22 protein-coding genes are annotated in these 24,557 nt (G+C 66.4%); 15 read left to right on the plus strand and 7 right to left on the minus strand.

The window, feature by feature from the left end:
* The first annotated feature begins 95 nt into the window (after nt 1-95).
* Together J2W49_RS07730 and J2W49_RS07735 are read left to right on the plus strand one after the other, a co-directional pair.
* On the plus strand, nt 96-2,180 hold the full coding sequence (locus tag J2W49_RS07730; protein WP_310313919.1) for an ATP-dependent helicase: 2,085 nt from the start codon (nt 96-98) through the stop codon (nt 2,178-2,180).
* Nucleotides 2,177-2,674 (plus strand): hypothetical protein, encoded by a 498-nt coding sequence (locus J2W49_RS07735; protein WP_310313922.1) that lies wholly within the window; start codon nt 2,177-2,179, stop codon nt 2,672-2,674. Before J2W49_RS07730 ends, J2W49_RS07735 begins: the two co-directional genes overlap by 4 nt.
* A gap of 19 nt (nt 2,675-2,693) precedes the next feature.
* On the opposite strand, the gene gph is transcribed toward J2W49_RS07735, so the two are convergent.
* Both gph and rpe read right to left on the minus strand, forming a co-directional pair.
* On the minus strand, nt 2,694-3,371 hold the full coding sequence (gene gph, locus J2W49_RS07740; protein ID WP_405001002.1) for a phosphoglycolate phosphatase: 678 nt from the start codon (nt 3,369-3,371) through the stop codon (nt 2,694-2,696).
* 212 nt (nt 3,372-3,583) lie between these two features.
* Complete coding sequence (gene rpe, locus J2W49_RS07745; protein WP_310313924.1) at nt 3,584-4,264, minus strand: ribulose-phosphate 3-epimerase; 681 nt, start codon at nt 4,262-4,264, stop codon at nt 3,584-3,586.
* Between the two features lie 112 nt (nt 4,265-4,376).
* Here rpe and apaG point away from each other — a divergent pair, with 112 nt between their 5' ends.
* The 5 genes from apaG (at nt 4,377) to J2W49_RS07770 (ending at nt 9,228) form a co-directional block, all read left to right on the plus strand.
* Nucleotides 4,377-4,778, plus strand: a complete 402-nt coding sequence (gene apaG, locus J2W49_RS07750) for a Co2+/Mg2+ efflux protein ApaG (protein ID WP_310313927.1) — start codon at nt 4,377-4,379, stop codon at nt 4,776-4,778.
* 64 nt (nt 4,779-4,842) lie between these two features.
* Nucleotides 4,843-7,122 carry a site-specific recombinase gene (locus J2W49_RS07755; RefSeq protein ID WP_310313930.1) on the plus strand — a complete coding sequence of 760 codons (2,280 nt, stop codon included), beginning with the start codon at nt 4,843-4,845 and terminating at the stop codon, nt 7,120-7,122.
* Nucleotides 7,119-8,141, plus strand: coding sequence for a thiamine-phosphate kinase (gene thiL / locus J2W49_RS07760; protein WP_310313933.1), 1,023 nt, complete (start codon nt 7,119-7,121; stop codon nt 8,139-8,141). Before J2W49_RS07755 ends, thiL begins: the two co-directional genes overlap by 4 nt.
* A gap of 41 nt (nt 8,142-8,182) precedes the next feature.
* On the plus strand, nt 8,183-8,719 hold the full coding sequence (locus tag J2W49_RS07765; protein WP_310313936.1) for a phosphatidylglycerophosphatase A family protein: 537 nt from the start codon (nt 8,183-8,185) through the stop codon (nt 8,717-8,719).
* A gap of 23 nt (nt 8,720-8,742) precedes the next feature.
* Complete coding sequence (locus tag J2W49_RS07770) at nt 8,743-9,228, plus strand: CinA family protein (protein WP_310313939.1); 486 nt, start codon at nt 8,743-8,745, stop codon at nt 9,226-9,228.
* Here J2W49_RS07770 and J2W49_RS07775 read toward each other — a convergent pair.
* Nucleotides 9,208-10,191, minus strand: coding sequence for an NAD-dependent epimerase/dehydratase family protein (locus tag J2W49_RS07775; protein ID WP_310313942.1), 984 nt, complete (start codon nt 10,189-10,191; stop codon nt 9,208-9,210). The genes J2W49_RS07770 and J2W49_RS07775 overlap by 21 nt on opposite strands.
* Nucleotides 10,192-10,263: 72 nt before the next feature.
* On the opposite strand from J2W49_RS07775, the gene J2W49_RS07780 reads away from it, so the two are divergent.
* The 4 genes from J2W49_RS07780 to J2W49_RS07795 all read left to right on the plus strand — a co-directional run bounded on the left by J2W49_RS07780 (nt 10,264) and on the right by J2W49_RS07795 (nt 16,302).
* Nucleotides 10,264-11,145 carry a LysR family transcriptional regulator gene (locus J2W49_RS07780; protein WP_310313945.1) on the plus strand — a complete coding sequence of 294 codons (882 nt, stop codon included), beginning with the start codon at nt 10,264-10,266 and terminating at the stop codon, nt 11,143-11,145.
* A 10-nt stretch (nt 11,146-11,155) separates the two neighbouring features.
* Nucleotides 11,156-12,319: a DNA alkylation repair protein gene (locus J2W49_RS07785; protein WP_310313948.1), complete on the plus strand. Its 1,164-nt coding sequence runs from the start codon at nt 11,156-11,158 to the stop codon at nt 12,317-12,319.
* A gap of 28 nt (nt 12,320-12,347) precedes the next feature.
* Nucleotides 12,348-13,277, plus strand: coding sequence for an arginase (gene rocF, locus J2W49_RS07790; RefSeq protein ID WP_310313951.1), 930 nt, complete (start codon nt 12,348-12,350; stop codon nt 13,275-13,277).
* Nucleotides 13,278-13,455: 178 nt separating this feature from the next.
* On the plus strand, nt 13,456-16,302 hold the full coding sequence (locus J2W49_RS07795; RefSeq protein WP_310313953.1) for an InlB B-repeat-containing protein: 2,847 nt from the start codon (nt 13,456-13,458) through the stop codon (nt 16,300-16,302).
* Nucleotides 16,303-16,325: 23 nt separating this feature from the next.
* Here J2W49_RS07795 and J2W49_RS07800 read toward each other — a convergent pair whose 3' ends face one another.
* Both J2W49_RS07800 and J2W49_RS07805 read right to left on the minus strand, forming a co-directional pair.
* Complete coding sequence (locus J2W49_RS07800; RefSeq protein WP_310313957.1) at nt 16,326-16,628, minus strand: antibiotic biosynthesis monooxygenase family protein; 303 nt, start codon at nt 16,626-16,628, stop codon at nt 16,326-16,328.
* A 139-nt stretch (nt 16,629-16,767) separates the two neighbouring features.
* A complete protein-coding gene (locus J2W49_RS07805) occupies nt 16,768-18,384 on the minus strand; it encodes a GMC family oxidoreductase (protein ID WP_310313960.1) in 1,617 nt (538 codons plus the stop codon).
* A 190-nt stretch (nt 18,385-18,574) separates the two neighbouring features.
* Between J2W49_RS07805 and J2W49_RS07810 the strand changes: the two genes are divergently transcribed.
* A complete protein-coding gene (locus tag J2W49_RS07810; protein ID WP_310313963.1) occupies nt 18,575-19,426 on the plus strand; it encodes a 3-hydroxybutyryl-CoA dehydrogenase in 852 nt (283 codons plus the stop codon).
* A gap of 211 nt (nt 19,427-19,637) precedes the next feature.
* On the plus strand, nt 19,638-20,177 hold the full coding sequence (locus J2W49_RS07815) for a hemerythrin domain-containing protein (protein WP_310313966.1): 540 nt from the start codon (nt 19,638-19,640) through the stop codon (nt 20,175-20,177).
* Between the two features lie 56 nt (nt 20,178-20,233).
* Here J2W49_RS07815 and J2W49_RS07820 read toward each other — a convergent pair whose 3' ends face one another.
* Together J2W49_RS07820 and J2W49_RS07825 are read right to left on the minus strand one after the other, a co-directional pair.
* Nucleotides 20,234-21,217, minus strand: coding sequence for a pyridoxamine 5'-phosphate oxidase family protein (locus J2W49_RS07820; RefSeq protein ID WP_310313971.1), 984 nt, complete (start codon nt 21,215-21,217; stop codon nt 20,234-20,236).
* Nucleotides 21,218-21,411: 194 nt separating this feature from the next.
* Nucleotides 21,412-22,026 carry a glutathione S-transferase family protein gene (locus J2W49_RS07825; RefSeq protein WP_310313974.1) on the minus strand — a complete coding sequence of 205 codons (615 nt, stop codon included), beginning with the start codon at nt 22,024-22,026 and terminating at the stop codon, nt 21,412-21,414.
* Nucleotides 22,027-22,131: 105 nt separating this feature from the next.
* On the opposite strand from J2W49_RS07825, the gene J2W49_RS07830 reads away from it, so the two are divergent.
* On the plus strand, nt 22,132-23,037 hold the full coding sequence (locus J2W49_RS07830) for a LysR family transcriptional regulator (RefSeq protein ID WP_310313976.1): 906 nt from the start codon (nt 22,132-22,134) through the stop codon (nt 23,035-23,037).
* A complete protein-coding gene (gene gorA / locus J2W49_RS07835; protein ID WP_310313978.1) occupies nt 23,034-24,440 on the plus strand; it encodes a glutathione-disulfide reductase in 1,407 nt (468 codons plus the stop codon). The genes J2W49_RS07830 and gorA overlap by 4 nt, the downstream gene beginning before the upstream one ends.
* The last annotated feature ends 117 nt before the right edge of the window (nt 24,441-24,557 follow it).

Consider the following 24,557-nt stretch of genomic DNA (forward strand, 5'->3'; position numbering starts at 1 on the left):
TTTGTATTCATAACGTCAAATATGCAAAACCGAAACATGGCCAGAGCGACCACCCCGGTATCATTCGTCGCTTCGCCTCCCCCTTCCCATACCCCATGTCAGCCACCGCAGGCCACGGCCTGAACCTTGCCCAACTCGAAGCCGTGAACCACCTGGGCGGGCCCTGCCTGGTGCTGGCCGGGGCAGGTTCGGGCAAGACGCGGGTCATCACCCACAAGATCGGGCGCCTCATCCAGGCCGGGCTGGCGGCGGACCGCATCGCTGCCATCACCTTCACCAACAAGGCCGCCGCCGAGATGCGCGAGCGGGCCAAACAGCTGGTGGGCCGCGATGCCCGCAAGGTGCTGGTGTGCACCTTTCATGCGCTGGGTGTGCGCCTGCTGCGCGAAGACGGCGAGGTGCTGGGCCTGAAGAAGAACTTCAGCATCCTGGACACCGACGACATCACCAGCATGCTCAAGGACTGCGGCGGCACCACCGACGCCAACACCGCGCGCGGCTGGCAGTGGGCCATCAGTGCCTTGAAGAGCGCGGGCCTGAATTCTGCCCAGGCGCTGGCACAGGCCAAGGACGAAAACGAGCGCGTGACCGCGACCATCATGGCGCGCTACGAAGAACGCCTCACCGCCTACCAGAGCGTGGACTTCGACGACCTGATCAGCCTGCCGCTCAAGCTCCTGACCGAGCACCTTGATGTGCGCGAGCGCTGGCAGAAGAAGATGGGCCATGTGCTGGTGGACGAGTACCAGGACACCAATGCCACGCAGTACGAATTGTTGAAACTGCTGGTGGGTGAACGCGCGCGCTTCACCGCGGTGGGCGACGACGACCAGAGCATCTACGGCTGGCGCGGCGCCACGCTGGACAACCTCAAGCGCCTGCCGCAGGACTTTCCCGAGCTCAAGGTCATCAAGCTGGAGCAGAACTACCGCTCCACCAGCGCCATCCTGCGCGCGGCGAACAACGTGATCGGCCCCAACCCCAAGCTGTTTCCCAAGACGCTGTGGAGCGATCTGGGCGAAGGCGAGCCGGTGCGCGTGGTCGACGCCGACAACGAAGAACACGAAGCCGAGCGCGCCGTGGCGCGCATCCAGAGCCTGCGCGCCAGCTCACAACACAAGGAATTTCGCGACTTCGCCATCCTCTACCGTGCGAACCACATGGCGCGCCCGTTTGAACAGTCGCTGCGCCGCGCGCAGATTCCGTACAAGGTCTCCGGCGGGCAGAGCTTTTTCGACAAGGCCGAGATCCGCGACCTGTGCGCCTGGCTGCGCCTGCTGGTCAACAACGACGACGACCCGGCGTTTCTGCGCTCAGCCACCACGCCCAAGCGCGGCATCGGCCACACCACGCTGCAGCAACTGGGCAACTTTGCCACGCAGTACAAGCTGAGCCTGTTCGAAGCCCTGTTCTCGCATTCGCTGGGCACCGCCCTGCCCGCGCGCGCCGTGGCCACCCTGCACGAATTCGGCCGCGCGGTGAACGACCTGGAATACCGCGCCCGCCACACCGTGGGCCATGAAGCGGCGCGCGCCTTTCTCACCGAATGGCTGAAAGACATTGCGTACGAGAAACACCTGTACGACAACGAAGACAACGAAAAAGTGGCGGCCGCGCGCTGGACCAACGTGATGGACTTCTGCGACTGGGTGGCCGGGCGCTGCGGCGGCAAGATCGAGGACGACGCGGGGGTGCAGGTGGAGACGGAGCGGAAAACATTGCTGGAAGTGGTGCAGACCATCGCGCTGATTTCCACATTGAGCGAACGCGAGCAGGACCAGAACGTGGTCACGCTCTCCACCCTGCACGCCTCCAAAGGCCTGGAGTGGCCGCATGTGATGCTGGTGGGTGTGAACGAGGGTTTGCTGCCGTTCAAGATGGACGAAGAGAGCAACCGCGACGCCAGCCCGGAGAGCCTGGCGCAGCGACTGCAGGAAGAGCGCCGCCTGATGTACGTGGGCATCACGCGAGCACAACGCACGCTGGCGGTGAGCTGGCTCAAGCGCCGCAAGAAGGGCCGAGAAAGCGTGCCCGGGCAGGCCAGCCGGTTCATCAAGGAAATGGCGCTGGACGAGAACACGGTCAAGGAAGACCCGCGCGAAAAACTGCGCGCCCTGCGTGCCGAGTTTGCTCAGCGCGCCACCGATCAGGCGGCACTGAAAGCCGCAGAAACACCATGAGATTTCGCCTTTGCCACGCCCTGCGGGCACTGGGTTGTGCCGGGGTCATTGCCTGGCCCGCCTTCGGTCTGACCCAGGCCCAGCCCCCCACGACCGCAACCCCCGCTGCGTGCCAGAGCGTCCTCTTGCAGCCGGCTCAGCTCTATGGCCAGTGGTCGCTACGGCTGTGGCCGGAGGATGGCACCCAGGCCAAGCCCGTGGCCACCGGCACGGTGCATTTTGAACGCCACCCGGAGTACCCGGGCAGCGTGCGCGGGCGGCTGACGCTGAATGGGGAAGCGGGCGATGCCCTGTTGTCGGGCGACGCCACCGACGGTGAATTCCAGTTGGACGAATCCGAAGACGGCGTGGCCATCAGTGCGGTCTGGAATGCGGCGGTGAACCCGGCCGATTGCGGCCGGCGGCTGCAAGGCACGCGCCGGCCCACCGAAGGTCGCCCGGCCAGCGAGGTGTTGCTGAACTTCGAGCTGAGCAAGGTGCCGGGCTGGCGGTAAGCTTAATGGCTTGGCTTCTTCACGCTGCTTTGGCGTGCCCTTGCAAAACAACCGCGATGTCGACCAGCGAGTCCACCAGCAGGTCGTGAGGCGCCTGCGCGATGGGGTCGCCGTGGTTGTAGCCGTAGGTGACCAGGGCCACGGGGCAACCCGCTGCCCGCGCGGCCAGGCCGTCGTTCTGTGAATCGCCAACCATCAGCGTCTGTGCAGGCGCTGTACCCAGCGCTTCGCAGGTCTTGAGCAGGGGCAGCGGATCAGGCTTCTTGCGGTCGAAACTGTCGCCACCGAACACCGGGGCGAAGTGGTCGTTGAGCCCCTTGATTTCCAGCAGCGCGCGGGCGAACGACAAGGGTTTGTTGGTCAGGCAGGCCAAGGGAAAACCAGACGCACGCAAGGCCTGCAGTCCCTCAGCCACGCCCGGATACACGTCCGCATACTGACCATTCGTGAAACTGTAGTGGTGCTGGTAGCGCTCCAGCGCCAGCTCGACCATCTGTGCCTGCGGCCAGGTGAGCGCAACACAGCCTGAAGACACCACCTCCGGCAAAGCCAGCTGGTGCGTCAACACACTGCGCACCAGATGCTCTGACCCCTTGCCCACCGTGCGCTCGATCAACGCCCGCTCCACCGGCGGCAAACCCAGATCGCTCAGCGTGTGATTGAGCGCCACCTCGAAGTCGCCCATGGTGTCCACCATGGTCCCATCCAGATCAACGATGACCGCAGAAATAGCAGAAAGCCGCACGGTAGAAATCCAGTCAAAAAGGTATGCAGGTGGCGGCGCGTTTCCGGAGCGCGTGCCTTATTCCAGGGCTCCAGTGGAACCGGCTTTGCCGGGCCACATGGAGCGCCCCCCTTTCAAGGGGGGTGACGCCGAAGGCGGCGCGGGGGGTTGTCTCTGTCCTGGGGTTATTCGAGTGCTTTCCGCATGCTGTCAATCACCCCCTTGTAATCCGGCTTGCCAAAAATCGCACTGCCGGCCACAAAGGTGTCCGCGCCCGCATCGGCCACGCGGCGGATGTTGTCGGCCTTGATGCCGCCGTCCACTTCCAGGCGGATGTCACGCCCGCTGGCTTCGATGCGCTTGCGGGCGGCTTCGATCTTGCGCAAGGCCGAATCGATGAAACTCTGGCCGCCGAAACCGGGGTTCACGCTCATGATGAGAATGAGATCGATGTCGTCAATGGTCCAGTCGAGCACGTCCAGCGGTTGCGCTGGGTTGAAGGTGAGGCCGGCTTTGGCGCCCCTGGCCTTGATGGCCTGCACGCTGCGGTGCACGTGAGCGCTCGCATCCGGGTGAAAGCTCACCAGATCGGCCCCGGCGTCAATGAAGGCGCCGGCCAGCGCATCCACCGGCTGGATCATCAAGTGCACGTCGATCGGCACCGGCGTGCCGTCGGCCCGCACCGAATGCGGCTTGAGCGCCTGACAGATCATGGGGCCGAAGGTGAGGTTGGGCACGTAATGGTTGTCCATCACGTCGAAGTGAATCCAGTCGGCACCGGCGGCGATGACGTTCTTCACCTCTTCCCCCAGGCGGGCGAAATCGGCGGACAGGATGGATGGCGCGATACGGTAGGTGGTGGTCATGGGGGCCGGCAACGTTGGTTCTTGAGGCTGCATTTTCGCAGGCCGCAAGAACAAGGAGAGGATCTAAGCCTTTGGTATGCGAATCCACCGGGCGCGGGGTAACATCCTGCCCATGTCGAAATACCAGTTCACTTGCGACGTGGAGCCCCAGTACCTGAGCGAGCAGTCCACGCCCGACGAGGGTCTGTACGCCTTTGCGTACACCATCACCATCACCAACACCGGTGACGTGACGGCCCAGCTCATTGCCCGTCACTGGATCATCGATGACGCCCACGGGCACAAGGAAGAAGTCAAGGGCCTGGGCGTGGTGGGCCACCAGCCCCTGCTGCGACCCGGCGAATCGTTCCAGTACACCAGCGGCACCCGCCTGAAAACGCCCACCGGCAGCATGCGCGGCAGTTTTTTCTGCGTCGCCGAAGACGGTGAGCGCTTTGAAGCCCCTGTGGACAGCTTCACCCTGATCGCCGATGCCAGCGACGCGGGCGACGGCGCCGGGCGCGTGCTGCACTGAGCGCACAAGGCCGCGTCCTCCGTGAGGGCCTGCGGCGCACGGCCACCCCCATTGTTTGTCCCCGATGACGCTGTCCGACCTGCTCGATACGCTGGACCCTGACGCGCCCCTGGCCATCCGCCATCTGTGGCTGATGGATGCGTTGCGCTGGGTGCGCGGCGAAGCCGAAGATCCTCAGGCCAGCGTGGACCGCGTGCGGCAGTTGCTGACCGCCTTGCAGGCAGAACCGGCGCAACTGGCGCGCTGGCACCGCTGGTGGCGGCGCTTCGTTCAGACGGTGGACATCACGCCCCTGCTGGCCGACTTCGGTTTTGCCCCGCGCACCGCGTTCATGAGCGAGCTGGGCCACCGCCTGCGGCGCAAGCTGCTGCCGGGCACACCGGAGACCAGCGACATCACCGACCTGTTCGGCCTGCTGCTCTCCAGCCGCTTCGACGTGCGCTGGTTGCAGGCGCTGGATTCGCGCACGTTGCAGGACATTCACAGCGTGTTGCTGAGCCCGCCCGAACCCGCCGGCACCCCACCCGCTGCCGCGCCAGGGCGCGGCGAAGCTGCGGCGCCGTCCCACTGGCAGGCCGCGTTGCTGGATGCGCTGGTGTTCTGCGTCGGCCAGGTCAGTGCCACCGGTTTTTCCAGCGAGATCCGTGGCCGCATGAGCCACGAAGACCGCGCGCGCCGCGCGTTCCACGCCCTGCCCGTGCAAATGGAAGCACTGCGCCGCAGTGCGTTGCGACATGGCACGCGCAGCGGCCAGGCGCGTTATGAGGCCGACAAGCTGCGCCTGCAGCTCGACGTGTGCCGCGTGGCGGCCGAGTCGGTGTATGCGCATCTGGAAGAGCATGGCGTCTCCGTGGGCATCGTGTTCCGCCTGCGCCAGCTGGCCGAGCGCATCGTGCGCATCCATCAGCTGCTCGACTGCATGCTCTCCGACAAGCCCGAACGCGCCACCGCTGCCCTCCTGGCCGACCTGGCGCAGCTGGGGCATGACAACCGCAGCATCCGCGCGCTGGTGGCCCACAGCTCCGGCCTCACGGCCGCCAAGGTGGCCGAACGCAGCGCCGAAACCGGCGAGCGCTACATCACCCGCAACGCCACCGAATACCGCCAGATGCTGGGCATGGCCGCTGGCGGCGGGGCGCTGCTGGGCCTGACCACCTGGGCCAAGTTCGGGCTGGGGCTGCTGGCGCTATCGGCCTTCTGGGCGGGTTTCGCGGCGGGCCTGAACTACGCGCTGTCGTTCGTGCTGATCCAGCTGCTGCATTTCACCGTGGCCACCAAGCAGCCCGCCGTGACGGCACCGGCCATGGTGGCCAAGCTCAAGCACATCCAGCAGCCCGGGGCGGTGCGCCGCTTCGTGGACGAAGTGGCTCACCTGTTCCGCTCGCAGATCGCGGCCATTCTGGGCAACGTGGGGCTGGTGGTGCCTGTGGTGCTCGGGATCAGCTTCCTGCTGGCCCTGGCCACGGGCCGCCACATGATCGGGCCCGAAAAAGCCGCCTACGTCATGCACTCGCTGCACCTGCTGGGGCCCACGGCCTTCTTCGCGGCCTTCACCGGCGTGCTGCTGTTCGCCTCCAGCATCATTGCCGGCTGGGTGGAAAACTGGTTCGTCTACTACCGGCTGGACTCGGCCATCCGCCACAACCCACGCATCACGCACTGGCTGGGCACGGTGCGCGCGGCGCGCTGGGCACGGTTCTTTCGCGACAACATCTCCGGTCTGGCGGCCAACGTTTCGCTGGGTTTCCTGCTCGGTCTGGTGCCGGCGTTTGCGCAATTCTTTGGCCTGGGACTCGACATTCGCCACGTCACACTGGCGGCAGGCCAACTGGCGGCCGCCGCCATCGCCATCGGCCCTGGCGTGCTGGTCGACCCCACCTTCTGGTGGGCGATGGCAGGCGTGGTGGTGGTCGGCCCGCTCAATTTGATCTTCAGCTTCTACCTCGCCTACCGGCTCGCCTTGAAAGCACAAGGCATCAGCGACGTGAACCGAAGCCTGATCCACCTGGCCCTGCGCCGGCGCCTGCGCAGCCACCCGCTGGGCTTCTTCCTGCCACCGCGCACGGAAGCGGCGGTGCCGGCTGAAGATGTGAGCGACATTGAAGCCGCCTGGTCGCCCGACGCGCAGCGCGACACCATGGACGAAGAAAGCCGACGCTGGGCCGAAGCGTTTCTGGAGCGCTCTGCCGATGCGATGAAACCCGGCGAAGACCTGTGGGACTGGTCTGCCCACAACATGCCTGTCTCGCAGGCATCGGCCGCGCCTGCAATTGACGATGAACCCCCGGGCGGCGGCAAAACGCCTCAAGGCGGACCGCCTGACGACAGCCCCCTCACGCCATGAACGCACCGGCCCCCTCCCCCGAAACCCCGCGCCCGGCGGGTGAATTCGACCTGATCCGCCGGCATTTCCAGCGCCCGGGCCAGCCCGGTGCGCCGGGCGTGGCGCTGGGCATTGGCGACGACTGCGCGCTGCTGGCACCCCGCGCCGGCCATCAACTCGCGGTATCCACCGACATGCTGGTCGAGGGAAGGCACTTCCTGCCCGACGCCGACCCGGCAGCCCTGGGCCACAAGGCCCTGGCCGTGAATCTGAGCGACCTGGCGGCGATGGGCGCGCGACCGCTGGGCTTCACGCTCGCACTGGCGCTGCCTGACGCCAACGAGGCCTGGCTGGCGGCCTTCGCCAGCGGCCTGTTTGCCCTGGCCGATGCACACGCCTGCCCCCTGGTGGGCGGCGACACCACGCGCGGCCCGCTCAATCTCTGCATTACCGTGTTCGGTGAACTGCGCCCTGGCCATGCGCTGCGGCGCGACGCTGCGCAGGCCGGCGACGACCTGTACCTGAGCGGTCGCACCGGCGAGGCCCGCCTGGCGCTGGCCTTGTTGCGCGGAGAAGCCTGGGCACTGGACACGCTGGGACCGCTCGCACTGAAGACCCGGCCCGAACTGCGCCAGCGGCTGGACCGTCCCACGCCCCGGCTGGCGCTGGGGCAGGCTCTGGCCGGCCTGGCCCACGCGGCCATCGACGTCAGCGATGGCCTGGCGGGTGACCTGGGCCACATCCTGAACGCCAGCCACCTGGGCGCAGAGATCCGCCTGGATGCGCTGCCGGTGGCGCCCGCCTTGCAACCGCTGCCGCCAGCGCAGCAGGAAGACTGCCTGCTGCACGGCGGTGACGACTACGAACTGCTGTTCACGGCGGCGCCGGACAAGCGCGAAGCCATCGAAGCCGCCGCGCGCGACAGCGCCACACCCGTCACGCGCATCGGCTGCCTCATGGCGCCACCCGGTCTGTGGCTGGTGCAGGCCGACGGTCAACGTCGGCCGGTGGCTGCGCGCGGCTTCGATCACTTTGGTTGAACCTGGAAACCGCGGTTGGACGGGCCACCGATAATGCGCCGATGAGCGACGCTTCGATGGCCACCACCCCCGACCCCACCGCCCCTCTCCATCGCCCCACCTGGGCTTTCGCGCTGGCCCATCCGGCCCGCTTCATCGCACTGGGAGCGGGCTCGGGGCTTCCGCGGTTTGCCCCTGGCACGGTGGGCACCCTGTGGGCCTGGGCGGTATTTCTGCTGCTGGAACCCTGGATGAGCGACACCGGCTGGGCGGCGCTGATCGGGCTGGGCACGCTGGTGGGCTGGTGGGCCTGCACGGTGACGGCGCAGCACATGCGCATCGCCGATTCGAGCCACATCGTGATCGACGAGATCATCGCGTTCTGGCTGATTCTGTGGCTGGTGATGCCCACCGGTTTCTGGGGCCAACTGGCCGCGTTCGCGCTGTTCCGCCTTTTTGATTCGGTCAAGTTCGGCCCCATGGCCTGGGCCGATCAGGCCTTCAAGGGCTTCGGGCCGCGTGGCGGCTTCGGCATCATGCTGGACGACTTTGCGGCGGCCTTGTGCACCTTGCTCGTGATTGCTCTCTGGAAGTTCTAAAACCTCCGCCAAGGCACATCCGCATGACCCCATCGAACACCCTCACACTCGTCGAAACGCTCGCTTCGGAACTCAAGTCGCGCGGACTGATGATGGCCACGGCCGAGAGTTGCACCGGCGGCCTCATCGCCGGCGCCTGCACCGAACTCAGCGGCTCCAGCGACTGGTTCGAGCGCGGTTTTGTCACCTACTCCAACGTAGCCAAGGTGGAGCTGCTGGGTGTGCCCGCTGAACTGATCGACACCCACGGCGCGGTCAGTGAACCCGTGGCGCGGGCCATGGCCGCCGGAGCCGTGGCGCATTCGAAAGCTCAGTTGACGGTGTCGGTCACCGGCGTGGCCGGCCCCACCGGCGGCACGCCGGAGAAGCCGGTGGGCACGGTCTGGTTTGGTTGGGCCACGCCGCAGGGTGTGTTCACCGAACACCAACGTTTTGACGGTGACCGCGCCGCCATTCGGCAGGCCACGGTGTCACACGCGCTGGCCGGACTACTTGCTCGACTCGGTTGAAAAGCGCTGGGTCTGCGCCAGTCCATCGCGATACGGCGTGGGCTGCAGACCAAACGCCAACTCAAACTTGCTGCTGTCGAAGCGGTAGTCGTGTTCGTACTGGTACATCATTTCGCGGTTCTCGCGCAACACGGGCACGAACCAGCCCATGGCGTGCAGCAGCCAGCGCGGAGCCACCTGCAGGCGGTCAGGCTGGCCGGCGATAGCGCAGGCAGCGCGCGTCAAGGCCCTGCCCGTCACGGTTGCGGCGTCCAGGGTCTGTGCCGTGGGGAGGTGCCAGGTCTGCCCTAAAGCGCGCTGGTCCTGCCCCAGCATCGCCAGCGCTCGTCCGATGTCGGGTGTATAGCTGAAGGTGTGCACCCGCTGTGGGTCGCCCACCCACTGGGGCGCCTTGCCCGCTCTCAGGCGGGCGAACAACACCGACTCCAACAGGCTGATGTGAGCACCCGGCCCGTAGAAGTCGGCTGAGCGGGCGATCAGCGCCTGCAGATCGCCTTGGCGCACAGCGTCCAGCAGCGTGGTCGCGATGGTGGCGCGCACCTCGCCCTTACGGCTGCAGGGGTTGAACGGCGTGGTTTCGGTCATGGCGCCGTCCACCTGTCCGTAGGCGTAGACGTTGTCGAAGAACACCAGGCGCGCGCCGTGGCGAGCACAGGCATCCAGCGCGTTTCGCATCACGCGCGGCCACTGCGCTTGCCACGCCGCTGCGCTGTAGAGCAGACCGGCCACCAGGTACACCACCTCGCTGCCCGCCACCGCATCGTCCGTGGCACGGGCGTCGGTGAGATCGGCCGCCTGCCATTCGTCGCCCGCTTTCACCGCCACCGGACGGCGGCTCACCTGACGCACACGCAGCCCATCGCGCGCCAGTTGCAGCGACAGTTCGCGGGCCACCACGCCGCCCGCGCCCAGAATGGTGTGCAGGCCGGAGCCAGAAAAAGAAGCTGTGCGTGCTTGAGACATGCGGCGATTGTGGGCTCCGGGACGGCGCGCCACAATCCACCAGATGCGCACGATCGCTATGCAATATTGAATATGTCTGATTTCAACTGGCAACTGATCCCCTCTTTTTTGGCAGCCCACCAGCACGGCAGCCTGCTGGGTGCCGCCCGGGCGCTGGGCATCAGCCAGCCCACGGTGGGGCGCCATGTGACGGCGCTTGAAGCGCAGCTGGGCACGCCGCTGTTTGAGCGCACCGGCCGGGGCCTGATTCCCACGCCCGCCGCCGCCAGACTGGCCGAAGCGGCGCGGGCCATGGAGAGTGGCGCTCAGACGCTGATGCGTGGTGCGCAGCAGGCGCAGTCGGCGCTCGCGGGCACGGTGCGCCTCTCAGCCAGCCAGCCGGTGGGCTGCTTTCTGTTGCCGCCTCTGCTGGCACGCATGCGCGCAGAATTGCCGGGCATTCAGATTGAACTGGTCGTGAACAACGCGGTGAGCGACCTGTTGCGCCGGGAGGCCGACATCGCGATTCGCATGCTCCGCCCGACGCAGGGTTCGCTGGTGGCGCGGCGCATCGGCGTGACGGGCGTGAGCGCCTGCGCCCACCGCGACTACCTGACCCGGCGCGGTGTGCCGCGGGTGCCTGCCGACTTGCTGGACCACGATCTGGTGGGCAATGACCGGATACAGGACATCGCGCGCGGGTTCGCGGCCATGGGCCACCCCGTGGGGCCTGAGCAGTTCGCGTTCCGCACCGACGACCTGATCGCCTACTGGGCGGCGGTGCGCGCCGGTCTGGGCATTGGCTTCGTGGCCAACTACCTGCTGCACAATGACCCGCTGCTGGTGCAGGTATTGCCCGAACTGCCACTGCCGACGCTGCCCGTGTGGCTGGTGGTGCACCGTGATATCCGGACCAGTCGCCGCATCCGCGCGGTGCTGGACTTTCTGGCGCGCGAACTGCCGCCCCTGTTGTGAACCAACCAACGTGGAACCCTTCAAGAACCTCATCAACACCGACACCGTGAACAGCGCTGGCTTGCACCTGCAACGGGCGTGGCCGGCGTTCAATCGCCGCGTCTTTGAGGCGCAGGCCAGCCAGGGATTGGAAGACCTGGAATTCAAAGCCCGCGCCATGCGGCTGGCCGACGCGCTGGAGGCCACCCTGCCCCCTGACTTTGACGCCGCGTGTGCCGTGCTGGAAGCCAGCCTGGCGCCTCCGATGGCGCTGGATGCGGTGGGTGAACCGATCAATCTGGCCTCGGGTCGCGGCGATGCAGCACTGCGGGGACTCTCCGGCTGGGTGTTGTGGTCGGCGGGCGAGTTCGTGGCCCGGCGTGGCCTTGACCACGTGCCGCGCGCCCTGGCCTGCCTACACGCGATCACGCAGCGCTTCACGGCAGAGTTTGCCATCCGCCCCTTCATCCAGCAGGCGCCGCAGGTCACGCTGTCCACCCTCGCTGCATGGGTCAACGACCCCAGCGCCCATGTGCGCCGGCTGGTGAGCGAAGGCAGCCGACCGCGCCTGCCCTGGGGTCTGCGCCTGCAGGCGCTGGTGCTGGACCCATCCCCCACACTGCCCCTGTTGCGCGCACTGCAGGACGACGAGAGCGCCTACGTGCGCCGCAGTGTGGCCAACCACCTCAACGACATCGCCAAGGACCATCCCGATCTGGTGGCGCGCTGGGTGTCCGAACACCTGCAGGGCGCCAGCGCCGACCGGACCGCGCTGCTGCGCCACGCCAGCCGCAGCCTGATCAAGCAAGGGCATGGCCCCACCCTGAGCGCCTGGGGGCTGGGCCAGGGCTTGCAGGGGCAGGCCTCGATGGCCTTGTCCCGGCATCGCGTGGCGGTGGGCGAGAACATCGACCTCAGCGTGTCCCTCGTGGCCGATGCGCCTGCCGCGCAAAACATGGTGATCGACTACGCCGTGCACCACGTGCGGGCCAACGGCTCGCTCTCCCCCAAGGTGTTCAAGGGTTGGAAGCTCACACTGGATGCGGGGGAAACGCGCACACTGCAGAAGCGCCATTCGCTGCGCCCGGTGACCACCCGCCGCCTGTACCCCGGCCTGCACCAGATTGACCTGTTGATCAATGGCCAGGTCTGCGCCAGCGCCGAATTTGAACTGTTGCCCGAAACACCGACCTGATGTTCATCACTTTCCACAGGATCTCGCCATGACCCATCTCATCAGTCTGATCGGCGTGCCCACCGACATCGGTGCCGGCGCCCGTGGTGCCTCCATGGGGCCAGAAGCCCTGCGTGTGGCGGGCCTGGCCCAGGTGCTGGAGAGCCACGGCATCGAGGTGGCGGACCGGGGCAACCTCGCCGGACCGGCCAACCCGTGGCAACCACCGGTGGACGGCTACCGCCACCTGCCCGAGGTGGTGGCCTGGAACACCACGCTGCACGAAGCGGTGCACGCCGAACTGGCGCTGGGCCGCATGCCCATCGTGCTCGGAGGCGATCACTGCCTGGGTCTGGGCTCCATCAGCGCGGTGGCCCGCCATTGCCGCGAGGCGGGCAAGAAGCTGCGCGTGCTCTGGCTCGACGCGCACGCCGACTACAACACCGCCACCCTCACGCCCAGCGGCAACATCCACGGCATGCCCGTGGCCCTGCTGTGCGGCCACGGTCCCGCGGCGCTGACCGGCATTGGCGGCACATCCCCCGCCATCGACGCCAGCGTGGTGCGCGAAATCGGCATCCGCAGCGTGGATGCGGGAGAAAAACGCCTGGTGCACGAGGCCGGGCTGGAGGTATTCGACATGCGCTACATCGACGAAATGGGCATGCGGCACACCATGGAGCAGGCGCTGAAAGGCATCGACGGCAACACCCACCTGCACGTGAGCTTCGACGTGGACTTCCTCGACCCGGAGATCGCACCCGGTGTGGGCACCACCGTGCCCGGCGGACCCACCTATCGCGAGGCCCAGCTGTGCATGGAGATGATCGCCGACACCAACCGGCTCGCGTCGCTGGATGTGATGGAACTCAATCCCGCGCTGGATGTAAAAAATCGCACGGCTTTGCTGGCTGTGGATCTGATTGAAAGTCTTTTTGGAAAATCGACGCTCATGCGAAAGACTTCGCCGCGATCCTGATCGCCGGAACAGCGCGACCAAAAGCGCTCCTTTTCCGGCGTTTGGTAAGCCAAAAAGCGTGTAGCCAAACGCCCGTAGTACCTATGGGCAACATCAAGTCGCCCCTGAATCGACCGATACAGGAACCAGTACCCCGTCTGCGCCCCCGATGGCAGGCGGACCGCCACTGGAGTCCTGGATGCCGTCACCGTTCCCTCGCCGTTGGCTTGCCGCTGTTGTTGTGCTGCTGGCCACGGGCGCTGCCGCTCAAACCGTACCCAACGCCGACATCGAGCGCATCGCCAGCAAGGCGGCCTCTCCAGAGGGCGTGCGCCTCATCATTGGGCTGAACGAGCCCGCAGAACCCGAGGCCAGGCTGTCCCCGTCAGCCGCCGCGCTGCAGCGCGCCCGCATCCGAGCGGCGCAGAACAGCGCCATTTCGACGCTGCTCGGCGGCACCAGCGCCCAGGTGCGCACCCAATTTGAAAGGCAGCCTCACTTTGTGGCCGATGTGGACGCCAACGCACTGGCGCGCCTTCGCCATTCGAAGCTGGTCCGCAGCATCGAAGAAGACGTGCCGGTGCCCCGCACGCTGCTGGAAAGCACACCACTGGTTCAGGCCCCGGAGGTGTGGGCGTCTGGCCGCACGGGCACAGGCTGGACGGTCGCGGTGCTCGACACAGGTGTGGACAAGAACCATGCCTTTCTGACGGGCAAGGTGGTCTCAGAGGCCTGTTATTCCAGCAACACATCGATCGCGCAGTCGGTGTGCCCGGGCGGGGTCACCGCCAGCACGGCGGCTGGCTCCGGCGTGCACTGCAGCACGGACCCCAACGCCTGTCGGCACGGCACCCACGTGGCAGGCATCGTCGCAGGCTCGGGTGGCCCCAACAGCACCCAGGGCGTGGCCCCAGGGGCCAAGCTGATTTCGGTGCAGGTGTTCAGCCACTTCCCGTCCTACGGCACCGTGCTGGCCTACACCAGCGACATCATCCGGGGCCTGGAGCGTGTTTACGCGCTGCGGGACACGCACCAGATCGCGGCTGTCAACATGAGCCTGGGCGGTGGTCAATACACCAGCACGTGTGACGCGGTCAACGGCGCCACCAAGTTCGCCATCGACAACCTGCGCGCGGCCGGCATTGCGACGGTCATCGCCAGCGGCAACGAAGGTTACAAGACCGCCATCGCCTCACCCGCGTGCATTTCCAGTGCCATCAGTGTGGGCGCCTTGTGCGATGTGGGTCCGGACAACAGTGCCTGCGCGCAAGGTGCGGGCGGTGTGGCCTCCTACTCCAACATCGCCTCGTTTGTCTCGTTGCTGGCACCCGGCAGCTACATCCGCTCTTCGGTGCCGGGCACGGGCTATGCGTCGTTCAATGGCACGTCCATGGCGGCCCCCCATGTGGCGGGAGCCTGGGCGGTGATGAAGCAGGCTCAGCCTGGCATCAGCGTCACGGAGGCGCTGGCCCAGTTCAAAAACCACGGCGCGACCGTGGCGGACACACGACCGGGTGGCTCGGTCGCCGGCATGAAGCAAATGCTTATGGGCTTCCTGGCGACACCCGAACGCACCCTGACGGTGGCAAGAAGCGGCACCGGATCGGGACTGGTGTCTTCTGCCCCGGCTGGCGTGACCTGTGGCGGAGACTGCACGGAGACCTACGCGGACGGCAGCAGTGTCACCCTCGCAGCCACCGCTGCAACGGGTTCGAGCTTCAGCGGATGGAGCGGTGCGTGCAGCGGCATGGGCAGTTGCACCCTGACCATGACCGACGACCGTCACGTCATCGCAACGTTCACCGGCCAACCCCAGACCTTGTCCGTGCAGCGCCAGGGCAACGGCGCTGGCAGCGTGAGTTCAAGCCCGGCAGGCATCAACTGCGGTTCGACCTGCAGTGTTTCTCTGCCCTACAACAGTCTGGTGACGCTTTCGCCGCAGGCCGCCAGCGGCTCACGCTTCACCGGCTGGAGCGGCGCCTGCAGCGGCACGGGGTCGTGCACGGTGACCCTGAGTGCCGCCCAACAGGTCACGGCCAGCTTCGCGCTTCAAAACCATGCCGTGGCGGTCACCAAAACCGGCTCTGGCGTGGTCAGCTCCACCACCTCAGCCCTGCACTGCGGCAAGACCTGCAAGTCGTCGCAAGCCCACGGATCGCAGCTCAGCCTGTCGGCCACGCCGTCCGCCGGTTCGGTGTTCATGGGCTGGTCAGGCGCCTGCACGGGCACCGGTTCCTGTTCGGTGCCGGTGAATGAAGCCACGTCGGTGCATGCCGAATTCCGAAAGAGTCACTTCACATTGAACTACCGGCAACTGGGCAAGGGCCTGGGCACCGTTTCCTCGGACGATGGCATGTTCCAGTGCAGCCGCAATTGCAGGTCGTCGATGGCGTCCACCAGCTCGGTCACACTGCTGGCGCAGGCGGCTGAAGGTTCGTACTTCGCCGGCTGGGCAGGGGTGTGCGCGGGTGCCACGACCCCCAGCTGCACGGTGTCGATGGAGGCCGCACGCACGGTCACCGCGACTTTCCACCGCATCACCCATGCCCTTCAGACGGGGGCCGCAGGTGACGGAAAAGGGCGCATCACCTCCTTACCCAAGGGCGTCAACTGCGCCAGCGAGTGCAGCCGCCTGTTCAACAGCGGTACCCTGGTCACCCTCACCGCCAGACCCGCAAAAGGCTCATTGTTCGCAGGTTGGGGCGGGGCATGTGCCGGCAATCAAAGCCGCAGTTGCGAAGTCCTGATGTCCGAGGCCAGACATGTGATGGCGTATTTCGTGCCCAGCCACTTCGCGCTGAACGTGAGCAAAACGGGCAGCGGCCGCGGCAGCGTGGTTTCTGCGGAGGCCGGCATCCATTGCGGCAAGACCTGCGGCCGGCGCCAGCCCAACGGCAGCACGGTCACGCTCACGGCCACACCCGCGACCGGGTCGGTCTTCTCTGGCTGGGGAGGCGCCTGCACTGGAAGCGACAGCTGCACGGTAACCATGACCCAAGCCCAGCACGTGACCGCTCTGTTCGAACCCGCCGTCTCGTCGCTGTAGTGGCGCCCTGTGATGGGCGCAGGTCAGGCGGACTTGCTGACCAGCTCCAGATGCTCCACCACGGGTGGCTGTGCGAAGAACGGGCCCACGAGGGCGCGCCAATCGGCAAACGCTGCTGACTGGCGGAAACCCACGGTGTGATCCTCCAGCGTGTCCCAGTAGATCATCAGGATGTAGCGGCCCGGGCTTTCGATACTGCGGTTGACCTTGTAGCCCTGGAAGCCCCGGGCGTTCGCGATCACCGTGGAGGCGCCACGTTCGATGGCTTCTTCAAAAGCGGCGGCCTGAGACGGGTCGATGCGGATGTCTGCGAGTTCAAGAATCATCTTGCAAGTACCCCCCGCGCCGCTTCGCGTCACCCCCCTGGAAGGGGGGCGGTGCCTGTGGCCCGGCAAAGCCGGCTCCACGGCACCCCTGGATGAGAAACGGCACGCCGGGGATGGCTATGGTGAAGGGAAGGCAAGCCTACCGCAAAAGGATATCGACCGCCTTCTCCGCCATCATGATCACCGGCGCATTGGTGTTGCCGCCCACCACCTGGGGCATCACAGAAGCGTCGATCACCCTCAGGGCCTGCACGCCGCGCACGCGCAGTTGGGCGTCGACCACTGCAAGTGCATCGCCGTCCGGCCCCATGCGGCAGGTGCCTACGGGGTGGTAGATGGTATCGGCGTGGTTCCGAATGAACTGCTCGATCTGCGCGGCGGTCTGTGCGCTGGCCGATGCCTGGGACTCCACGCCGCCGTGGCGCGTCAGCGCCGGTTGTTGCAGCAACGCACGCATGCGCTTGAAGCCCCGCACCATCCGGGCCATGTCGTCCGGGTCCTGAAAAAACGCGGGATCGATCAGCGGCGCCCGCTGAGGGTCCGGGCTCGCCAGGCGCAGCGTGCCGCGGCTCTTCGGACGCAGCAGGCAAACGTGGCAGGAATAGCCGTGCCCGAACACCGTTTTGCGCCCATGGTCCACCAGCTTGCCCACCACGAAGTGCAATTGCAGGTCCGGGATCGCTTCTTCCGGCGCGCTCTTGATGAAGCCACCGGCCTCGGCAAAGTTGGTGGTGAGCATGCCGCTGCGCGAGCGGTGCCATTCAAGAATTGCGCGCACGGTGTTGACCGTGCCTTGCCACGACAGACCAAACAAGTCAGTGAGCTTGGGCGCGTTGACCACCATCACCATGTCAGGGTGGTCGTGCAGGTTTTCACCCACACCGGGCAGGTCGCGCACCACGCCTATGCCGTGTTCGCGCAGATGCTCGGCAGGGCCGATGCCGGAGAGCATCAGCAACTGAGGCGAACCAAAGGCACCCGCGCTCAGCAGCACCTCACCGCCTGGCTTCAGGCGCAGGGTCTGCACCGCGCCGTGACCGGCGTCGGCACGGTATTCCACCCCCACTGCGTGCACCTGGCCGTCGCGGTTTTCGGTGACCACGCGCGTGGTGAGGGCACGGGTGATGAGCTTGAGGTTGGCGCGGCCCAGGTGCGGCGTGAGGTAGGCCTTGGCCGCGCTGAATCGCTCGCCGTTCTTGTGCGTGACCTGGTAGGCGCCGATGCCTTCCTGATCGGCACCATTGAAGTCGGTGTTGTGCCGCTCGCCGGCCTGCACACCCGCTTCGACAAAGGACGAAAGAAACGGGTTCGGACTGCGCAAGTCCATCACATTGAGCGGACCGCCTTCACCGTGAAAGTCGTCGGCGCCGCGTTCGTTGTGTTCGGCGCGTTTGAAATAGGGCAGCACGTCGGCATACGACCAGCCAGGATTGCCGCGCGCGGCCCAGTCGTCGTAGTCGCTGGCATGGCCACGTGCATAAACCATGGCATTAATGGAGCTGGAACCACCCAGCACCTTGCCGCGCGGCTGGTAACCCTTGCGTCCATTCAGGCCGGGTTGAGGCACGGTGTTGTAACCCCAGCCGTTGAGCTCGAACTTGGCCATCACGGCCAATCCGGCCGGGCAGTGAATGAGGATGCTGCGGTCCGCGCCACCGGCTTCGATCAGCGCCACGCTGACATTCGGGTCTTCGCTGAGGCGCCCGGCCAAAGTGCAGCCTGCCGAGCCGCCGCCGACGATGATGTAGTCGTACATGCTGGTTGTGTCTCCTGTGCGTGCACGCGGGCAGGCGCCCGCTGTGCACAATCGTGGCGGCAAGTTAGCACCGCGCACGACCCAAGGGTAGACGCACCTGTCTAACGCGGACGCCTGGGCGACTCGGTGGAAACCCCAGTGGTCAGGCACCACAATCGCACCACCTCTTCACATTTCAGGAGCAGTTTTCATGAGTAGCATTCAAACCGTCGGCATCATCGGCTCGGGCACTATGGGCAACGGCATTGCCCAGGCCTGCGCCACGCAAGGCATCCGCGTGGTGATGGTCGATATCGCGCAGGCGGCGGTCGACAAAGGCCTGGCCACCATCGCGGGCAGCCTGGACCGCCTCATCAAAAAGGAAAAGATCAGCGCCGCCGACAAGGACGCAGCGCTGGGGCTCATCCAGGGCAGCACGAACTACGACGACCTCAAGGGCGCACAGCTGGTGATCGAAGCCGCCACCGAAAACGAGGGCCTCAAGGTCAAGATCCTGCAGCAGCTCGACGGCCTGCTGGCGCCCGACGTGATCGTGGCCACCAACACCAGTTCCATCAGCATCACCAAGCTGGCTGCGGCCACGCAGCGCCCTGATCGCTTCATCGGCATGCACTTCTTCAACCCCGTGCCCATGATGGCCCTGGTGGAAATCATCCGCGGCCTGCAGACCAGCGACGCCACGCACGACGCGGTGAAGGCCCTGGCCGAGAAGCTGGGCAAGACGCCGATCACTGTGAAGAACGCCCCCGGCTTCGTGGTCAACCGCATCCTGGTGCCCATGATCAACGAAGCCTTCTTCGTGCTGGCCGAAGGTCTGGCCACCCCGGAAGACATCGACGCCGGCATGAAGCTGGGCACCAACCAGCCCATTGGCCCGCTGGCCCTGGCCGACATGATCGGCCTGGACGTGTGCCTGGCGGTGATGAACGTCTACATGGCCGAATACAACGACAGCAAGTACCGGCCAGCGCCACTGCTGAAGGAGATGGTCGCTGCCGGCTGGCTGGGGCGCAAAACCGGTCGCGGCGTGTTCACTTATTGATCCCCCCTGCGCCGCTTCGCATCACCCCCCCAGGGGGGCGATGCCAGTGGCCCGGCGAAGCCGGTTCCACGGCATCCCTGGAATGGGGCACGCGCTCCGGGTTGGTGTGTGGTCTGTCGGGTGCTGGGGCCTGTGGGTCTATTTTTTGAGCCAGATCAAGCTGCCTCGTTGCTGCCTGTTCAATGATGGGGCTCTGACCAAGGAGATCATCATGAGCGCAGACACCGTCGCACCCGAGCTGTTCGGGTTTCTGGATGCCACCCACCGCGAGATTCAGCAGCAGCTTGCGCAATTGCATGCATTGGTCGACGCGATCGAGTCCAACGGTTTGAACGCCGCCACACGGGCGCGGGCGCGCGGGGTGCTCGACTACTTCAACGGTGAGGCGCGGCAACACCACCTCGATGAAGAAAAACACATCTTTCCCGCCTTGCTGGGCAGCCAGGATGCCGAGATCGTGCAAGCCGCAGAGCGCCTGACCCAGGACCATGGCTGGCTGGAAGAGAACTGGATCCAGATCGCGCCCAGCCTGGAGGCCGCCACCAACGGGAACCTCTGGTTCGACCCCGTGGAACTGCGCCATGCGCTGGAGGTGTTCGAGGCGCTGTACCTCGATCACATCCTGCTTGAAGAGTCGATCGCCTACCCCGCCGCCCGGCAACGCCTGGCGGCATACAACACCCACAACATGGGCCGTGAAATGGCTCGTCGGCGTTTCCGCTCAGACAGCGCTGTTTCGCACGCTGGCTGAAGCGCTGTCGGCGCTGCCTGCGCCACAGCGAAGCCACGTGAGTCTGGAAACGGCCTTCAGGCCTGCGGCGGCAATGAGTGTGAGCGCCACGGACCCATGCCTGCGATATGCGGGGAGGCTTCGCCCAGCAACCAGCACAGCGGCAGCGCGGCAGACACGCGGCGCGCGTGTTGAATGCGGAATTGCACGAGACGCTGTGCGCCGGGAAAGGCTGCGAGCGCTGGACCGTCCTCGATCAGTTCGCCTGTCGTGGCAAGCCACAGCAGGTCGCCGCGCTCAAAGTCCACAAACAGCAGACCGGCCTGTGGGTTGACCACCAGGTTGCCCAGGGTGTTGAAGAAGAAGTTGCCGACCAGGTCCGGCACGGTGAGCGTGTCGCCCTGCAGTAGAACAAAGCCGGGCGGGCCACCCCGGTGCGACACGTCCACGCCGTGGGCCGGGTCGGCACTGTGCAAGGCGTCGGGGTGTGCGGTGGCGATGAAGAAGGTGTCGGCGCGGGCGATCAACTCGCGCGAGGCGGCGTCCAGCGCTTTGCCTTCGTGCACCAGCGCAGGCGCTGGCGCATCGGGCCACGCCATCGGTTCGCGCGCCTGGATGTACTTGGGGCAGTTGCCAAAGCTCTGGCCCACCCGCACCTGCCAACCGCCAGCCTGCAGATGCACCACGCCATTGAGCCGGTTGCGCCGCCTCGTATGGGGTTGCAGGCCCAGCAGGCCCACCGGCGCGCCTTCGCTCAGGTTAGCGGCCAGCGGGTCCCACGGGCCGGGCCACGCGTGCACGTTCAGTGCCTGCGGCGTGGGCGCCGACAGAAACCCGGGCGAGCCTGCCAGCGCGCTGGCCCAGGGCTGGCCATGCCGGTCCACACTGCCCACCAGCACCCACGGCAGCAGGCCGAAGAATTCGCGGTGCTGGTCGGGCATGAAACTGCGCAGCACGCGGGAACCCACCGCGTCCAACTGTTCTGCCACACCGGCACGGGCCTGCAAGGCGCGCTCCCCCGCGTGAAACACCGCGCCTGTGCTGCCAGGCTCGGCGGTCACTGACGTACCTTCGCCCTGCGGGCTACGGTGCGAGCTTGCTTGGGAACGGCCCGGCGCGGCGCTCACTGACGTACCTTCGCCCTGCGGGCTGCGGTGCGAGCTTGCTTGGGAACGGCCCGGCGCGACGCTCACTGACTTACCTTCGCCCTGCGGGCTGCGGTGCGAGCTTGCTTGGGAACGGCCCGGCGCGGCGCTCATTCGGCCAGCCCCACCGGGGTCTTCACCATGGGAACAAAGCCGGGCAAAGCCTCCACACGGGCCAGCCAGGCGCGCACCGCCGGGTAGGCCTTGAGGGACACGCCGCCCTCCGGCGCCCGCGCCACGTACGCGTAGTGCACCACATCCGCCAGCGTGGGCTTGGTACCGACCAGCCAGCCGGTGGCCGCCAGCTCGCCGTCCATGTGGGCCAGCAGCGCGTGCGCCCGCTCGATCGCCGGCTGAGGATCAAGGGGACGCGAGAACACCTGGATCGCGCGTGCCATGGCCGGGCCAAAGGCCAGCGGCCCGGCCGCCAGCGACAGCCAGCGCTGCACCCGCGCAGCGCCCACCGGGTCACGGGGCAGCCACTGACCCGGCGCGTACTGGCCTTCCAGATAGACCAGGATGGCATTGGAATCGGCCAGGGTCACGTCGCCGTCCTGCAACACGGGAATCTGACCCAAAGGGTTCAGGGCCAGAAAGGACGGCGACTTGTGTTCGTTCTCAAGGAAGTTCAGTTCCACCTTCTCGAACGGCAGGCCCAGCAAGGAAAGAAACAGCTCGACGCGGTGGCAATGGCCAGAGACAACGTTGCGATACAGACGGATCATGAGAGGCTCCAGGGGTTGACGAGATGGCGCATCTTCTTTCTTGCGCAATCAAACATCAATAGCCTTTTCCGAACAAAACCCATTCGATTTTCGGTTTAATACCGCATGGACCGTTTCCGCGCCATGCAGACCTTCGTGCACATTGCCGACGCCGGCAGCCTCACGGCCGCCGCGCAGGCCATGGGCAGCTCGCTTCCGGCCGTGGTGCGGGCATTGGCCGGCTTTGAGGAAAGCCTGGGCGTGCGCCTGTTTCACCGCACCACCCGCCGCATTGCACTCACCGAAGAAGGCCGTGCCCACCTGGATCACTGCCGGCAGGTGCTCACCGCTGTGGCCGAAGGCGAAGCCGCCTTGCGCCAGGACCTGGCCGAACCCAACGGCCTGCTCACGCTCACGGCCCCGGTGATGTTCGGGCAGCTGCACGTGGCGCCCCTGGTCACCCGCTTCCTGCAGCGCCACCCGCTGGTGCGTTGCCGGGTGCTGCTGCTGGACCGGGTGGTGAACTTGCTGGAAGAAGGCATCGATGTGGGGGTGCGCATCGGCCCGCTGGAAGACTCCAGCCACATTGCCCGCCCGCTGGGTCACGTCCGCCGGGTGGTGGTGGCCAGCCCCGGATTTCTCGCCCAACAGGGCACGCCCGCCCATCCACGCGACCTGCAGGCCGCGCCCTGCGTGTGCAGGCTCGACGGCGCTTCCGCCTGGGGCCCGTTTCGCGATCAGGGCAAGCCGCTTCGCGTGCCCGTGAACGGCCGCCTGGCCTTCAACCACAACGCCCCCGCCATCGACGCCTGCATCGCTGGCATGGGCTTTGGCCAGTTTCTTTCCTACCAGGTCGCGCAGCACGTGCAATCGAAAGCGCTCACAATCGTTCTGTCCGAATTCGAGGACGCGCCGCGTCCACTCCATCTGGTCTACCCTCACGCCCGCCTGCTGCCTGCGCGCACCCGGGTCTTTGTGGAATGGATCGTTCAGGAACTCCGCGGCTTCGACACCACCTCTTCATCACCATGACTTCTTCCTTCGACTTCGACCTTTTTGTGATTGGCGGCGGCAGCGGCGGCGTGCGTGCCGCGCGCATGGCGGCACAGCGCGGCGCGCGCGTGGGCCTGGCCGAAACCCTGGGCACCGACGGCCTGGGCGGCACCTGCGTGAACGTGGGCTGCATTCCAAAAAAGCTCTACAGCTATGCGGCGCATTACAGCGAAGCCTTCGAAGAGTCACGCGGCTTCGGGTGGGAAATTGATTCGCCACCCCAGTTCAATTGGGCCACCCTCAAGGCCAACCGCGCCAAGGAAATCAGCCGCCTCAACGGCGTCTATGGCAACCTGCTGCGTGGCTCGGGTGTCACCGTGTTCGACGCGTTTGCCCGCCTGACCGGCCCAAACGGTGTGGCCCTGGCCACACTCAATGTGGACGGTTCGCCCGGTCACCAGGCCTTCACCGCCAAGCACATCCTGATCGCCACCGGCGGCACGCCGCATGTGCCGCATTTCGTGGGCCGCGAACACGCCATCACCTCCAACGACATCTTTGACGTCGAACCTTTCCCGGGACGCCTGGTGGTGGTGGGCGGCGGCTACATCGCCAGCGAATTTGCTTCCATCTTCAACGGCCTGGGTTCGAAGGTGACCCAGCTCTACCGTGGCGAACAGATCCTGCGCGGCTTCGACGACGAGATCCGGCATTTTGTGGCTGCCGAGATGATCAAACACGGTGTGGACCTGCGGCTGAATGCCGACGTGGTCGATATTCGCAAGACCGACGACGGACTGCGGGTGGAATGCGAAGGCGGCGGCATCATCATGGCCGACGCCGTGCTCTACGCCACCGGCCGCGTGCCGAATGTGAAGGACCTCGGGCTGGAAACCGTGGGCGTGGCCCAGGGCGGCAAGGGCGAGGTCATCGTGAACGCGCACTACCAGACCAACGTGCCCAGCATCTACGCCGTGGGCGACGTGACCAACCGCATGCAGCTCACACCCGTGGCCCTGGGCGAGGCCATGGTGGTGGTGGACCAGCTGTTCGGCCCGGCCGCCGGCAAGCCGCCGCGCGACATGAGCTACGACTGCATTCCCACCGCCATCTTCACCCACCCCAGCGTCGGCACCGTGGGCCTGAGCGAAGTCCAGGCCCGTGAACGCTATGGCGAGGTGACGGTGTTCCGCAGCGAATTCAAGGCCCTGAAGCACACGCTCTCGGGCAGCACCGAGCGCACGCTCATGAAGCTCATCGTGGACACCGCCACCGACCGCGTGGTGGGCCTGCACATGGTCGGCGCCGAAGCCGGCGAAATCGTCCAGGGCTTCGCCGTGGCCATGAAGGCCGGCGCCACCAAGGCCGTGTTCGACAGCACCATCGGTATCCACCCCACGGCGGCCGAAGAGTTCGTGACCATGCGCAGTCCAGCGGGTTAGTGTTGGTGCCCCCACGCTCCGCCGCTGCGCGGGTCGCTGCCCCCCGAGGGGGCTGGGCCTACCTTGGGGGCGGCCCGGCGGCTGGCCCGTTGCCCCCACGCTCCGCCGCTGCGCGGG

It is taken from the genome of Hydrogenophaga palleronii (assembly GCF_031457455.1).
Lineage (GTDB): Bacteria > Pseudomonadota > Gammaproteobacteria > Burkholderiales > Burkholderiaceae_C > Hydrogenophaga > Hydrogenophaga palleronii_A.